The sequence below is a fragment of the Salipaludibacillus aurantiacus genome, from assembly GCF_900111295.1.
Classification (GTDB): domain Bacteria; phylum Bacillota; class Bacilli; order Bacillales; family Salisediminibacteriaceae; genus Salipaludibacillus; species Salipaludibacillus aurantiacus.
In genome coordinates, this window is record NZ_FOGT01000019.1 from 41,786 (window position 1) to 55,613 (window position 13,828).

Annotated in this window: 12 protein-coding genes; 5 read left to right on the top strand and 7 right to left on the bottom strand. The window is 42.7% G+C overall.

What is annotated here, in order from left to right:
* Window positions 1-9 precede the first annotated feature (9 nt).
* Window positions 10-1,122, top strand: a complete 1,113-nt coding sequence (gene thiO / locus BMW59_RS18110) for a glycine oxidase ThiO (protein ID WP_093055127.1) — start codon at window positions 10-12, stop codon at window positions 1,120-1,122.
* A gap of 173 nt (window positions 1,123-1,295) precedes the next feature.
* On the opposite strand, the gene BMW59_RS18115 is transcribed toward thiO, so the two are convergent.
* Window positions 1,296-2,405 carry a DUF4097 family beta strand repeat-containing protein gene (locus BMW59_RS18115; protein WP_093055129.1) on the bottom strand — a complete coding sequence of 370 codons (1,110 nt, stop codon included), beginning with the start codon at window positions 2,403-2,405 and terminating at the stop codon, window positions 1,296-1,298.
* A 248-nt stretch (window positions 2,406-2,653) separates the two neighbouring features.
* On the opposite strand from BMW59_RS18115, the gene BMW59_RS18120 reads away from it, so the two are divergent.
* Both BMW59_RS18120 and BMW59_RS18125 read left to right on the top strand, forming a co-directional pair.
* Complete coding sequence (locus BMW59_RS18120; RefSeq protein ID WP_177174422.1) at window positions 2,654-3,445, top strand: GerMN domain-containing protein; 792 nt, start codon at window positions 2,654-2,656, stop codon at window positions 3,443-3,445.
* Between the two features lie 565 nt (window positions 3,446-4,010).
* Window positions 4,011-4,571 carry a flavin reductase family protein gene (locus BMW59_RS18125; protein ID WP_093055133.1) on the top strand — a complete coding sequence of 187 codons (561 nt, stop codon included), beginning with the start codon at window positions 4,011-4,013 and terminating at the stop codon, window positions 4,569-4,571.
* A 28-nt stretch (window positions 4,572-4,599) separates the two neighbouring features.
* On the opposite strand, the gene BMW59_RS18130 is transcribed toward BMW59_RS18125, so the two are convergent.
* Window positions 4,600-6,720 (bottom strand): heavy metal translocating P-type ATPase, encoded by a 2,121-nt coding sequence (locus BMW59_RS18130; protein ID WP_093055135.1) that lies wholly within the window; start codon window positions 6,718-6,720, stop codon window positions 4,600-4,602.
* Window positions 6,713-7,078, bottom strand: a complete 366-nt coding sequence (locus BMW59_RS18135; RefSeq protein WP_093055137.1) for an ArsR/SmtB family transcription factor — start codon at window positions 7,076-7,078, stop codon at window positions 6,713-6,715. The genes BMW59_RS18130 and BMW59_RS18135 overlap by 8 nt, the downstream gene beginning before the upstream one ends.
* A gap of 200 nt (window positions 7,079-7,278) precedes the next feature.
* On the opposite strand from BMW59_RS18135, the gene BMW59_RS18140 reads away from it, so the two are divergent.
* Complete coding sequence (locus BMW59_RS18140; RefSeq protein ID WP_177174423.1) at window positions 7,279-8,178, top strand: DUF2628 domain-containing protein; 900 nt, start codon at window positions 7,279-7,281, stop codon at window positions 8,176-8,178.
* A 177-nt stretch (window positions 8,179-8,355) separates the two neighbouring features.
* Here the strand turns inward: BMW59_RS18140 and csaA are convergent, their stop codons facing one another.
* Entirely contained in the window at window positions 8,356-8,688 is a 333-nt protein-coding gene (gene csaA, locus BMW59_RS18145) for a chaperone CsaA (RefSeq protein WP_093055141.1), read from the bottom strand.
* A 462-nt stretch (window positions 8,689-9,150) separates the two neighbouring features.
* On the opposite strand from csaA, the gene BMW59_RS18150 reads away from it, so the two are divergent.
* A complete protein-coding gene (locus BMW59_RS18150; protein ID WP_093055143.1) occupies window positions 9,151-11,169 on the top strand; it encodes a BCCT family transporter in 2,019 nt (672 codons plus the stop codon).
* Between the two features lie 36 nt (window positions 11,170-11,205).
* On the opposite strand, the gene crcB is transcribed toward BMW59_RS18150, so the two are convergent.
* The 3 genes from crcB to BMW59_RS18165 form a co-directional block, all read right to left on the bottom strand.
* On the bottom strand, window positions 11,206-11,589 hold the full coding sequence (crcB, locus tag BMW59_RS18155) for a fluoride efflux transporter CrcB (RefSeq protein WP_093055145.1): 384 nt from the start codon (window positions 11,587-11,589) through the stop codon (window positions 11,206-11,208).
* The gene (locus BMW59_RS18160; protein ID WP_093055147.1) at window positions 11,586-11,993 is read right to left on the bottom strand and encodes a fluoride efflux transporter FluC; all 408 of its coding nucleotides are present in this window, start codon (window positions 11,991-11,993) and stop codon (window positions 11,586-11,588) included. The genes crcB and BMW59_RS18160 overlap by 4 nt, the downstream gene beginning before the upstream one ends.
* A gap of 405 nt (window positions 11,994-12,398) precedes the next feature.
* Window positions 12,399-13,811 carry a sucrose-specific PTS transporter subunit IIBC gene (locus BMW59_RS18165; protein ID WP_093055149.1) on the bottom strand — a complete coding sequence of 471 codons (1,413 nt, stop codon included), beginning with the start codon at window positions 13,809-13,811 and terminating at the stop codon, window positions 12,399-12,401.
* Window positions 13,812-13,828: the final 17 nt, after the last annotated feature.

A 13,828-nucleotide genomic window follows, 5' to 3' on the forward strand; every position in this document is an offset into this window, starting at 1 on the left:
TGACCGGTTTTGAAAGAGAAAATTTTGATTTTGGGCGGGGGCGTCATCGGCCTGGCTACAGCCTTTTCATTAAGCCGGCGGGATTACGACGTCACAGTTCTCGAGAAAAACCAATGCGGAGGACAGGCGTCCGGGGCTGCTGCAGGAATGCTTGCTCCGTTTTCTGAAATTAGTGAAGATCCAGACCCTTTTTTCTTATTTTGCCTCGATAGCCTGCGTATGTTTAAAAAATGGCAGCAGGATGTAAAAGAGACGTCAGGCATGGATTTTGAGTATACAGAAAGCGGAAGTATACATGCTGTTTATCATGAATCAGACACCCTTCCGTTGGAATCAAGGATTGCCTGGCAGAAAAAATTCGGTTCTCAGGCTGAAATTATTGAAGGAACACAACTAACATCCCTTGAGCCAAACCTGTCAGACGAGGTCATTGCCGGGATATATTCAGATGAAGAAAGTCACGTATTCGCCCCGGACTATGTAAAAGCTTTAAAGACAGCCTGCGAAAAAAATGGCGTAAGTATTGTTGATAACCTGAAAAAGGTGCGTATAAAAAAGTGGGAATCAGCGCCGGTGCTGGAGGCCGAGTCTGGCCGGACTTTTACAGGGGATACCCTCGTTGTCTGCTCAGGTGCCTGGAGCGGGGAATTGGAAACAGTTTTTAATATCCGTATACCGGTTTATCCGATACGCGGGCAAATTTGTGCTTATGATAAAGGGGATGAAACAGTTAATCATATTATAACCACCAGCCAGGGCTATCTTGTTCCAAAGTCGAATGGCACACTTATTAACGGAGCTTCAGAAGATATAGCCGGGTTTAATACAGAAGTGACTGACAAAGGGATTTCGCGGCTGGTTAACTGGAACAGCCGTATCCTGCCTTTTTTAAAAGAAAAAAGCCCTTTTCATACCTGGGCTGGCCTCCGTCCAGCTACCCAGGACGGCTTTCCTTTAATAGGCCCTCTTAAAGATCATCCGCATATCATTTTTGCTGCCGGCCATTACAGAAACGGAATTTTATTAAGTCCTGTCACTGGAGAAACAGTAGCTGACTATATCTCCGGAAAGCAGATAGATGACCATTACCGAACGGCCTTTCAACCGGAAAGGTTTACGTGATCAAGGTTCTATAAAAAGGACAAGCATTATTTTTCGGCCCACTCGGATGCTTTGATGCCATCCGAGCGGGCCTTAATTTCGATATCACTTGCTCAACTGCATATTCTTTTCCCGAATAAGGTCTTCCTTCCGAAAGCGTGGAAGCCTTTAATCAGAACGATTACCTAAAAAAGTTAATCCAGAAACGACACCTGGATAGAACCGTTTGTTCCTTTCGCCTGTAGATGATAGGTCGCGGCGCCTATAGCAGCTGACCCTTCTTTCCGTTCTGTTTTATCCGTCCATTCTACATCTCCGCCTACGTTACCGTTTGTCGTTTTGGCGTCAATTGATAAATCGCTGTCTCTTGGAATAAGAACCGTAATATTTCCATTAGTAGTTTTGATGTCCCAGTTTCCACCAATTTTTTCGCTTTCCGCATCTACCGTGCCGTTTGTTGTTTTTAATTTAACGCTTTTCATCACATTTGTAGCGGACATCCGCCCGTTAGTTGTTGCAGCATCTGCGTCCCCTGAAATATTTCTCAGAGAAACGAGACCGTTAGTATTTACGACTTCAACATTTCCTTTTATCTCTTCGGCCTGCACCCTGCCATTGGTTGTCCGGACTGCCAGATCATCTAACAGATGGCCGGCATCAACTGAGCCATTGGTGACAGCCACCTCCAGCTTTCTGTCTTCCGGCACGTAAACTATAAAATCTGCAATTATCTGATCCGTCTGGAAAAACCAGAATGAGCCGGGCTTTTCAACAGTATAATTGAAACTGCCGCCTTTCATTTCAGCGTTTCTTACTTCCTCAAAAGTTTTTATCACTTCTGCCTCATTTCCATTACCCCGGACAATACCTTCCAGTGTCATAACATTTTCCGACGTTCCCTCTATACGCAGTTTCGCGTTTGGGATTTCAAGAATGATTTCGTTTATATCAGCAGGTATGTCGTATGCTTCTTCCACTTCTGCTTCCGCCCCGTTAACTGTCCATTGGAAAAACGGAATACCCTGTGCTAAACCAGATCCTGACCATTGGGTGTTCTGGATACTTCCACTAACAACCATCGCCATAATGATAATGACGAGAGCTCCTTTATCAAAGGAAATGGTCTCTCCATCCTCCCTGTTGCGATAAAAAAATATGACTTCGATAAGGAGGGCGACTAAAATAATCGGCCACACATAACCAAAAGCTTCCATTAAGGAAATACCAGTCAGCTGCTGAGCCAGAAATATACCTCCAGTCAGTATAAACAAAAGACCTAATGTCCTGCGGCCAAGCTTTTTCATAATTAGCCCTCCTCGTATATTGTTCTTTAATTCTATTTTATACGATTTTACGGTTTGAAAGTATGGTCCTGGGAAATATATTTCGTACGTCTTAAGGCGTACAATTATAAAAATTAATAGTCCCAGAATCGTCCTTGCAGCTGTTCTTTTCTCATAAATGACAATATTTCTTCGAAAAGTTGTAACATCTGTTTACTTATAACGACTAATCAGTTGAATTATACATACAAAAAGAAGGGGACTGGATGATGAAACATTTAAAAATGATTGTATTAAGTTTGTCCTTATTGCTGGTTTTAGCAGCCTGCGGACAAAATGAGAACGTAGTTGAAGAAGAAAATGGTAATGACACAGAGAATTCAGGACTGGAATCAAACGAAACAGAAGTAGAAGAGACCGATGAAAATGACGCTGCAGAAACAAATAATGAAGAAAATGAAAATAACCTTGCCGGTAATAATAATAATGATAATGCTGATAACGACAATGAAAATAACATCACTTCAAACGAAGCTAATGAAGAAACTGCTGAGGAAGGAGCAGGTAATGCAGGCAATATGAACGAGGATATTAACGAAGAAGCCAATGAAGAAGGAGCAGCTGAAGACGAAGACGGAGTCGTGGATCCGGTGACACTTTACTTTTCCGACGACCAGCTGTTAAATACTTACCGGGAAAAAACTGATCTTTCAGTCAGCGCGGATGAGCATGGAGCTATGGAAGCCATGGACTTATGGACAGCAGGTCCGTCACATGACGACTTGTATACTTTATTACCTGAGGGCACTGCCGTTGAACATATTAATTTTCAGGGTGATACAGCCCATATTTCTTTTTCTGAAGAGATTACAGAAGCAAACCTCGGTTCAAGCGGTGAATTAATGCTTATTGAACAAATTGCTATGATGATGGAGCAATTTGGTTATGATCAGACTAAAATCCTTATTTCAGGAGAAGAAGTAGACGACTTTCTTGGTCATGCCGACCTCACCGAACCTGTCTCAGCAGGAAACCCTGAAGACTTCGAGTGGATTGAATAATATAAGAAGAGGCCGGGACAAAAGAATAGTAATAATAAAGAAAGGCGAACTAATCTTATGATTTTTGTTCGGCTTTTCGCTTTTGTACTTAATATGATAAATAGTAATGGCAGTGATATCAGTCCGCCAGGCGGACGCTTGCCCAGGGGCTTGTCTTCAGCTAAATTCAACTCAGCCGGTAGCTTCGTTGAATTGGATCTTCAGACTGCACTTCATCCCTGTGGCGTCGCCGCCTTCTGTCCTTCAATCAAAAAAAACTAAAAAATGATGAGGTTCAAAAATCACGAGACGCCTGCAGGAAAAGCATCTTCTGAAGATCCCGCATGCGATCTTTGCCGAGGAGCTGAAGAGATGCCTGCGGCAAGCGAGTGCATTTATGAACCTTCATCTCATGTTATGGTCTATTGTGAATTCATTCTTCGGTTATCCTGGATTTAATTTAGTTTTGTCCCAGCCTCTTCTTAATTGGCTGGATTTCCTATTTTTTCAAATAATAAAAAAAGTGCAACTCAAGCGTCTGTCGATTATAATTAAGGTGCATTTAAAACACTGGGAGGAATGTTCAATGTTAGAAAGCACCCCGCGAACTGTGATGCACTGTTATCCTGGATTAATTGCCCTCGTCACAGCTAAAAATGATGAAACACAAAATATTATGGCTGCAGGCTGGCACTCATACATATCGTATGACCCGCCTATTTATGGGGTAGCTGTTGCAAAAGAGCGTTTTACACATCATCTCATTAAAGAAAGCGGCAACTTTGCCATTAACTTTGTCCCTGCGGAATACGCTCATTTTATTGAAGCATCAGGTAAAAAGTCCGGTTCTGACGGAGATAAATTTACTAAGCTGATGGCAAAGTGGAAAAAAGGCGAAGCTACCGGGGCGCCAATTCTGGAAAACGCCTATGTAGCCTATGAGTGTGAAGTAATGGATATAAATACTTACGGAGATCACGACTGGATAGTTGGAAAGATCACATTGTTTCATCAGGACAAAGAAAGGTTTGAGGAGAATGGCTTGCCTGACTTTAGCAAACTACAGCTCCCTTTGTTCCTGGGCCAGTCCAAATACTTAATTGCCGACAAAGCAACGACTATGAAAGAGATCCATTTGGATAAATAAATTATAAAAAAATCTGTTGTGCTTATGGTCACAACAGATTTCTTTTATTTTTTATAAGACGTAAGCTGTTAAACGTTACAAGAAGCGTGGCTCCCATGTCTGCAAGAATCGCAATCCATAAGGTAAGCAGCCCAAATGGGACAAGTAATAGGGCCATCACTTTTAAACCAATCGAAAAAGCAATATTCTGTTTAATAATTTTAAGTGTCTTCCTGCTTAAATATACTAAATAAGGCAGTTTATGAAGTTCATCTCCCATAAGTGCAATATCTGCTGTTTCCAGGGCGGTATCAGTCCCGCCGCCCCCCATAGCTATGCCGAGATCGGCCTGAGCCATTGCCGGCGCGTCATTTATGCCGTCCCCTACCATGGCTACTATTTTTCCCTCTTCTTTCAATTCCTTAATTTTGTTTAATTTCTCTTCAGGTAAAAGCCCTGCCTCCACTTTTGTAACTCCCGCTTTTTTTCCAACTGCTTCTGCAGTGAACGGCTGGTCTCCTGTAAGCATTATGATCTGCTTTATGCCAAGCTGCTTTAATTTTTTTAAGGAATCTCCGGCTTCTTTCCGGACATCATCCCGTAATGCTACCAGACCGAGTAACCGGCCCGGCTTTCCTGCCAGGATGACCGTCTTCCCCTGTTTTTCCAGATCTTCCACCTGGTTTTTCACAGCGGGTGAAAAAATGTCCTGGTAATACTTATCAACATATGAAGGGTTACTAAGATAAATAAACTCTCCGTTAACTTTAGCTGATACGCCTCTCCCAGCGATGGCTTCCGCTTCGCTGACCTCACAGCCAATTCCTTCACAGCCTGACGACGCCGCATACGCTGCAAGGGTTTTAGCCAAAGGGTGTGTCGAGTGTTTTTCAAGGCTGTAAATATAATTCAGCAAATCAGAACGGGAGACGGGATTAAAAGGGATCACATCAGTAACTTCAGGAAATCCTTTTGTCAGTGTCCCTGTCTTATCAAATGCGAGGCTGTTTATTCGTCCCGCCTCTTCTAAATACACTCCGCCTTTAATAAGGACGCCTTGTCTGGCACTATTCCCAATCGCCGTTACGATCGCCACAGGGGTCGAAATAACCAGCGCACACGGGCAGCCAACCACAAGAGTAGCCAGCCCTAAATATATCCACTGCTCCCATGGAGCACCTGCCAGAAGAGGAGGCCCGGTCATTACCATAAAAGCAAGGAGCATAATGACCGGGGTGTAATAAGCCGCAAACCGGTCTATAAACTGCTGTGCCGGAGCTTTCTCCCCTTGCGCTTCTTCTACCAGATGAATGATTTTAGCAAGGGTGGTATCTTTCACCAGTTTAGTTACTTCAGCCGTCAGCACCCCTTCTTTATTTAACGTCCCGGCAAATAAACTGTCACCTTGCTCTTTGCCTGCGGGGATGCTTTCACCTGTAATAGCAGCTTCATTAACTGTAGAATAACCATCAGTAACTACTCCGTCCAACGGTATTTTTTCTCCCGGACGAATGATGATTCTTTCCCCTACGCCGACATCCTCCACAGGCACAGATACTTCGCTCCCATGACGGATAACTATAGCTTCTTTAGGGCTCTTATGAATGAGAGAGCGGATCGATCGTCTCGCTCTGTCCATTGAATAACTTTCGAGGGCTTCACTGATTGCGAAGAGGACGACTACAAGTGCTCCCTCTCCCCACTCGCCAATAATTGCAGCCCCAATAATAGCGATTGTCATTAAGGTTTTCATATCAAAAATTAACCGGGTTAGATTTTTAAAACCCTGCCAAAACATAGCGTAACCGCCGATAACCATACTTGATAAAAATAATAAGACCGTTAACCCGTGCGATTCACCGTATAATAAGTGACTGATCCAGCCGGCTGTGACGAGTAAAGCGGCTGCCCCTACCCTAAGCCACTTTGTTCTTCGCCAGACAGGCAGGTCATCTGATCGTTCATTGCCCTGAAGGACTTTCAAGTTTTCAAACGCCCCTGCTTTTTCAATTTCTGAAACTGTAACTGTCCCTTCAACAGTCAGTTTTTCGGCAGCAAAATTTACTTTAGCCTCCTGAACACCAGGGAGGGCCTCCACATTCTGCTCGAACCGAGCAGCACAGCTTGCTCATGTAAATCCTGAAATTTTGTAAATGTGTTTTTTACTCATTTATTTTGCCTTCTTTCATATGCTCTGACGCCACTTCAATAAGCTCCCGGACATGGTGGTCATCAAGCCTGTAAAAAGCAAGCTTTCCCTCTTTTCTGTATTTAACCAATCCATGTTTCTTTAGTATACGCAAATGATGGGAAGCTGTTGCTACGGAGCTGCCAAGTATATTGGCAACATCGCACACGCAAAGCTCCTCCTCTTTCGACAGCGCATAAGCCGCCTTCAGCCTTGTCTCATCCCCCAGAACTTTAAAAATCAGACTCGTCCCGCGAAGCATGTCTTTATCCATATGTTTTTTTAAACGTGAGACTTTCTCAGGATCATAACAATAGACATCACAAGTATCTTTAGCCATCTTACCGCCTCCTCTGCGGGTATAGTTTATATTCAAACGGTAGTTTGAATATAGTATACTTTATCAGGGGAATATATTCAAATATATATTTGAATGTTCGGGAAAGCAGGGGCTCTGCAGTCTTTTTTCCAAATGTTTTTCAGGCCGCGGGTTTTAAGGTAAAATAGACTCAGATTTAAATGTTGAAGGAGCTAATGAGTATGAACAGACCGGGCCCCTATATAAATAATGTGCTTCTTACTAATAAAAACCCTGTGGTCCAGAGCATTATCGAAAAAAACACCAGTTATTATACCGGGAAATGGCAAAAGTATAAAAATCCCGGTGTATACAGCGGCTGGAACTGGCCCGCTTTTTTCTTTACTCCGTTCTGGCTTGCCTATCGTCATATGTATGTCTGGGTCATGGTTTTTTTCCTGCTCTATTTATCAGGTATAGCCGTGATCGCATTCTTGCCTGCCATGATTTATTACGGGGGAATTCCTGAGTATGTTCTGCCTGTGTGGCAAATGGTCTATCCTGTACTGATCAATGTGTTTTTCGGTTTAAAAGGAAATGCTTTATACGGAAAACGTACAGCAAAACTTGTGCAATGGAAAGAAGGAAAGATTGATAAACCTATGGCACCTTTGTTTACTAAAACGGGAGGCTCCTGGCTGAGCGCTTTTGTTACCCCGGCAATCGTATGGCTTCTCCTGTTTGTGCCGTATCAGACAGTAGATTCCTGGGTTTACAACCCGCCTTTGGAATATGGGGTTTACGTCTATTCAGACGACAAACCTTCCCCCCAAGGTGTTTTGGATGTTAAAAGAACTCCGTCATTTGAAAAATACTCTGCCAGAATTAATTTCCTGTATTACGGGGACGAACCTGTAGATAACCGCCGTTTCGATGTGCTGCTTTTTTATAAAGAAGAGGAGGATAACAGCTGGACATTGGAGCGGGAACGGACGTATACCTTTTTCACTTCTGACCGTGTCTCCCTCGATTTGATTGATGCTGAAGATCCTGCTGCCAAAACAGGAAAGTACCGCCTTGAAATCCATATAGACGGCAGCCTGGAAGCTGAGGAGGAGTTTACAATTACTCCTCCCCAGTAAATACGGGTTAAGTATTTGGCAGCGGCACATGAAAGCATGGATGCTTATTTGGAATGATGGTCTTTTTGCCTTTTCATCTGTCCTGCACACCGCTCGGGCATCTTCGGGCCCGGCCCATATGCTCTTAGGCTGACAAATCTAAATGGCTAAAAACCTCCTACTACTTGATTCATTTTATTAACTGACTTTTGTTCCGTTGGGTACTTCTTCATCCACATTTAACAGCACAACATCACCTTTTTCGGGCACTCCGCCCATGACCAGTACTTCCGAAGAGTACCCGGCTATTTTCATTGGGGGAAAATTAACCACGGCCATGACCTGACGCCCCATCAGGTCTTTTGGCTCGTAACGTTTTGTTATTTGAGCGCTAGACTGTTTTATTCCAATCTCTTCTCCGAAGTCTACTTTTAATTTAATAGCAGGGATTCTTGCTTCCGGAAAAGGCTCAGCTTCTACAACTGTGCCAATTCTCATATCAATTTTTTGAAAATCATCAATTGTCGCCATGACGTCACCTCATTTAATTTTTTTACTACCTTATTCTCCGGCCAACCTTTCACGTTTAAAGAAGCACTTCAACAAGCACCTCCTCCATGATATTAATAATTAATTCTCCCCGCCGATAGGCTTTTACCCTATGGTCTACCAGCTAAAAAATAGAGCAAACTTTATCTTGGCTGCATGTTACGGGCACGGCTCTCATTAACTATATTTCTTCCAGTGCCCGCTCTTTAATTATTTCTTTTAAGACGCTCTATTTCCTTTAGATTTGTTTATATGGTTTCATATATCAGTCTTTCTTTAGCGCCCTGTTTATAACCAATATCTTAATTATTGATGGTTATTCCACGAATTGTTTCATGCTATAGACAAACGGGGTAAATATATTTATCATGACAAGTGGTATTCTTTTTATAGCCAGTAATTAACAATACGGGAGGAGGGCCATCCGCTTCGGATGCCATCACTATGAAAAACTACGAATATGAAACGAAAAAACCTAATATCGTATTTTATATTTCAGCTCCATTAGTTGCCCTGTTTGTACTGTGGGGCGCGGTAGGACCAGCATCTTTAGCTGCAGTCTCAGAAAGGGCTTTAGCTTTTACTTTAGACAACTTCGGCTGGTTTTACATGCTTTCTACTGCCTTTTTTATTGCATTTGTACTCTTTTTAGCTGTCAGCCCTTTCGGAAAACTAAAACTTGGCAAGCCACACGAAAAACCTGAATATAAGTTCTACACATGGCTCGGAATGCTTTTTTCCGCAGGAATTGGTGTAGGTTTTATCTTTTGGGGAGTCGCGGAACCTGTCCTGTATTTCTTTGATCCCCATCCGGATTATGTGGGTGCCCCTGATGGCGTAAGAGCTGCTGCAGGGCTTCGTTACGGCGTTTTCCATTGGGCAATGCACCCTTGGGCAATTTTCTCATTAGTCGCTCTTACATTAGCATATGTCCAGTTTCGAAAAGACCAGCCAGCCTTAATCAGTTCAGCTTTTCAGCCGATTTTGGGTGATAAAGCATACGGGCCGTTCGGAAAAGGGATCGACACTTTAGCCGTCCTTGCGACATCCACAGGGGTTGCTACGACATTTGGTCTTAGTGCCTTGCAAATCTCCGGCGGCTTTTCTTACTTAATTGACGGCGTTCCGAATAACTGGGGAACACAGCTGACTATTATTTCTATTATTACTGTTTTATTTATTTTCTCCGCAGCCTCAGGCGTTAATAAAGGAATTAAGATCTTAAGTACGATTAACCTTTCTATAGGAACTGTTTTACTGCTTTTTGTTATTATAGCTGGGCCAACATTGTTAATCGCTCAGAACTTTGTAACCACAATAGGCGATTATATGACGAATGTTGTTCAGATGAGTTTTGATTTAAATCCCTTCGGAGACGGAGAATGGCTAGGTAACAACACTATTTTCTTTTGGGCGTGGCATATTTCCTGGGCGCCTTTCATGGGCATATTTATTGCCCGTATTTCCAGGGGCCGGACAATCAGGGAGTTTGTAGCGGGTGTACTTATCGTACCGTCTGTGTTAGCCGCCCTTTGGTTTACCGCATTTGGCGGAACTGCCCTGGATATGATTCTTGGAGGGAATGAACAGATCGGAAACCTTGTAATGGAAGACGTGGAAGTTGCCCTGTTTGCTACTTTAGGGAATTTACCGTTTAGTCTAATAATGAGTGTCCTTGCAGTCATACTTATTATCATTTTCTTCATTACGTCTGCCGACTCCGCCTCTTATGTTTTAGGGGCCATGACAAGTGCAGGAAGTCTGAGCCCTAAACTAAGCATTAAAGTCATTTGGGGATTCCTGATTGCAGGTACAGCCAGTGTGCTGTTAATCAGTGGTGGTCTGGAGGGACTGCAGACTGCTTCCATTGTCGCTGCTCTTCCGTTTGCCATCATAATGGTTGTCATGCTTTTTTCCCTGCTTATTATGATGGGAAAAGATTTGCATGCAGAAAAATTACGTTCAACTAAACGGGAACGGAAGAAAGTTAAAGAAGAAGTATACGGCGGCATGAAAGAAAACATTTATGAGGATTTTAAAGAAGAAGCTTACGATGAAATGAAGGATGAAGTTTATAAACAAATGAAGGGCGAAGTCTATGATGACTTTAAAGACAACGCCCAAGACACCATCAAAGGCAAAGTCTACGAGCAAGTAAAAGATGATGTTTATGATGATTTTAAAGAAGAAGCTTACGATGAAATTAAAGACGAAGTTTACGAACAGGTAAAAGATGAAGTTTACGAAGACTTCAAAGAAGAAGCATACAAAGATATAAAAGATGAAGTATATGAACAAGTTAAAGACGAAGTTTATGATGATATTAAGGAAGAAGTGTATGAAGAATTTAAACAAAAAATTTACGAAGATTTACGTGATGACATCGGTGACCAGCTGAAAGGGGACTTAGAAGCCAAAGAAAACAATGAGCCGAAACGAAAGAGAAAGTGGAGAAAGAAATAAGAGTTATTAACCCGTCCTTTAAAAGGGCGGTTTTTTTTAAAATAGTGTCATAAGTGTCATACCTGTTAAAAAAACTGCTATGCTCCCTCCTATGGTCAATGCAGTGTAGAGAGCGGCCTCAGGCCACTTCTTTTTCTGAAGCAGAGCAGAAGTTTCAATACTGAAAGTGGAAAATGTCGTAAATGCACCGAAAAATCCGATACCAACTAGCAGGAAAAGCGGATCATTATAAGCGAGTATAGGCACTTCATTGTAAATAAACCCAAAAAACAGCCCCAGACCTAAAGAGCCTGTTAAATTAACGAAGAGCATGGCAGTTGGGATCTTTTTTTGCGGCATTCTATCTTTAATCCACAGACCGAGCAAGTATCTCCCCACTGCTCCGGCTCCTCCGCCAAGAGCGACCAGAAAAACATTCAAGCCCCCTCACCTGCTTCCCTTTTCTTATGTGCGGCATGCTGGCCTAAAGCCATGCCGGCTATAGCGAGCGTAACCCCGCCTGTCAAAGAAATAATAAGGTACAGGCCTGCCATATATAAAGAACCTCCTTCTGTAAGAAAAACAGTATCCGCGGCAAGCGTGGACATTGTCGTGAAACCTCCGCAGAACCCCACACCAAGTCCCTCTTTTACAAAAGAGGGGACCATTTTCACGAGCACCCAGCCTGTAAGAAAGCCGAGCAACAAACTCCCGGCGAGATTTTCTATTATGGTGCCTAAAGGAAAAAGGAGGGTTATTGTTTGTAAGTTAATCACATACCTCAATAAGGTACCTGCCGCCCCCCCGGCAAAAACAGCTGCTATTACGAGAAGCTTACTCTTCATCTGTATCACCTTATTATAAAAAATTTATGTATAACTTTCACACAGCTTGATCTATTTATAAAATAAGCACAGCAAGGCTGCTCTGCTGACTTTCTATTTTATCAGAATTTGTATGAGGAGACGATCTAAATCGGGAGGCACTTCATGTATTTAAAAAGCTTCCTTAAAGCCCCGAGAGACTGACTAGTGAGGTTCATCACTATTTTCGAGCTGTATCCCCTTTTGGTTATAATGCCTGTTTAGGCACTCATTTGCTGTATGCCTTCTGAGAGGGTTTAATTTTCTGTTTATTATAAAATTAGCAGATTCGGCTCTGACTGAGTGGTTCGTTTCCGCGTAAACACTAAAAAAGGGGTTGTCCCAAAAGTCCGGATTTCGGAACAACCCCATATTTCATACAAACTATTAACCGTCCATTTCTTCTTTCATTTTATCTGAGTAACCGAATAACCATGTAAGTGTGAAAGCCACTCCAATAGCAATAACATTTGTAATCAGGTATAAAATCAGGCTTGGGATTTCATAAATATAAAGAAGCGTTCCCGGTATAACGGTAATTGCCATCCCTGAACCTTGAAGGTTGAAGAGTGCCGCAAAGAAACCGCCGGCTGCCCCTCCGATGAGACCCATAACAAATGGTTTGATATAACGTAAGTTAACACCAAAGATCGCAGGCTCTGTAATCCCTAAAAACGCAGAGATAGAAGAAGGAATTGCCAAGGCCTTTAGCTTACCTGAAGCTGTTTTTAAACCAACAGCAAGCGCTGCACCACCCTGAGCTGCAATACCCGCGGTAATAAGTGCGTTAAACGGGTTTAATCCGTCTTCAGCAAGAAGCTGGATCTCAAACAGGTGGAAAATATGGTGGACACCTGTAATTACGATCAGCTGGTGAAGACCACCGACAATCAGGCCGCTTAATCCTAACGGTAATTCTAGAGCGACAGACGTTCCTGCCATAATGACATTTTCGACAATGGAGAAAATAGGACCGATTAAGAATAACGCACCTGTAATCATGATAAGTAACGTTAAAAATGGTGTAAGAATTAAATCCAGTGATTCCGGTACACGCTGTCTTAGCCATTTTTCCAGTTTAGCTCCAAGGAAACCTGCAATAAATGCTGGTAATACGGAACCCTGATAGCCAATAACCGGTATAAATCCTAAGAAATAAAGCGGATCTGCATCCCCCGCACCTACTGCATAAGCGTTAGGAAGCACCGGGTTAACAAGCATTAAACCGAGGACAATACCAATAACTGGACTTCCTCCAAACACCCTGAACGCCGACCAGGCAATTAATGCCGGTAAAAAAGCAAAGGCTGTATCAGTTAATACTTGAGTATAGAGAATAAAATTCTCCGGGATCGCTTCAGGAGTCGTACCGAATAAAGCGAGAATATCTTCCTGGGTCACAAGACCGCGAAGTCCCATAAACAAACCCGTCGCAACTAAAACAGGAATAATTGGAACAAAGATGTCACCAAACGTACGCAGAAGTCTTTGGAACTTGTTACCCTGCTTTTTCGTTTCCTGCTTTTGTTCTGATTTAGTAGACTCCGGCGCACCGAGAGCAATTACCTGTTCATGAATCCGGTTTACTGTGCCCGTTCCAAAAATCACCTGGAATTGACCAGCGGTATAAAACGCGCCTTTCACTTTATCCAGGTCTTCTACTTTGTTCTGGTCAATTTTTTCTTTGTCTCTAACCATGATACGCAATCTTGTAGCACAATGAGCAACAGAGTCAATGTTCTCTAATCCGCCAACAGCTTCAATGAGTTCTTCTGCTATTTTCCGATTTTCATCTGCCATCATAAAACTCTCCTTTC

Bases quoted from the DNA above. Each gene is read 5' to 3' on its own strand.
- BMW59_RS18115 (WP_093055129.1), bottom strand. From the start codon at position 2,405: ATGAAAAAGCTTGGCCGCAGGACATTAGGTCTTTTGTTTATACTGACT.
- BMW59_RS18120 (WP_177174422.1), top strand. From the start codon at position 2,654: ATGAAACATTTAAAAATGATTGTATTAAGTTTGTCCTTATTGCTGGTT.
- BMW59_RS18125 (WP_093055133.1), top strand. From the start codon at position 4,011: ATGTTAGAAAGCACCCCGCGAACTGTGATGCACTGTTATCCTGGATTA.
- BMW59_RS18135 (WP_093055137.1), bottom strand. From the start codon at position 7,078: ATGGCTAAAGATACTTGTGATGTCTATTGTTATGATCCTGAGAAAGTC.
- BMW59_RS18140 (WP_177174423.1), top strand. From the start codon at position 7,279: ATGAACAGACCGGGCCCCTATATAAATAATGTGCTTCTTACTAATAAA.
- csaA (WP_093055141.1), bottom strand. From the start codon at position 8,688: ATGGCGACAATTGATGATTTTCAAAAAATTGATATGAGAATTGGCACA.
- BMW59_RS18150 (WP_093055143.1), top strand. From the start codon at position 9,151: ATGAAAAACTACGAATATGAAACGAAAAAACCTAATATCGTATTTTAT.
- BMW59_RS18160 (WP_093055147.1), bottom strand. From the start codon at position 11,993: ATGAAGAGTAAGCTTCTCGTAATAGCAGCTGTTTTTGCCGGGGGGGCG.
- BMW59_RS18165 (WP_093055149.1), bottom strand. From the start codon at position 13,811: ATGGCAGATGAAAATCGGAAAATAGCAGAAGAACTCATTGAAGCTGTT.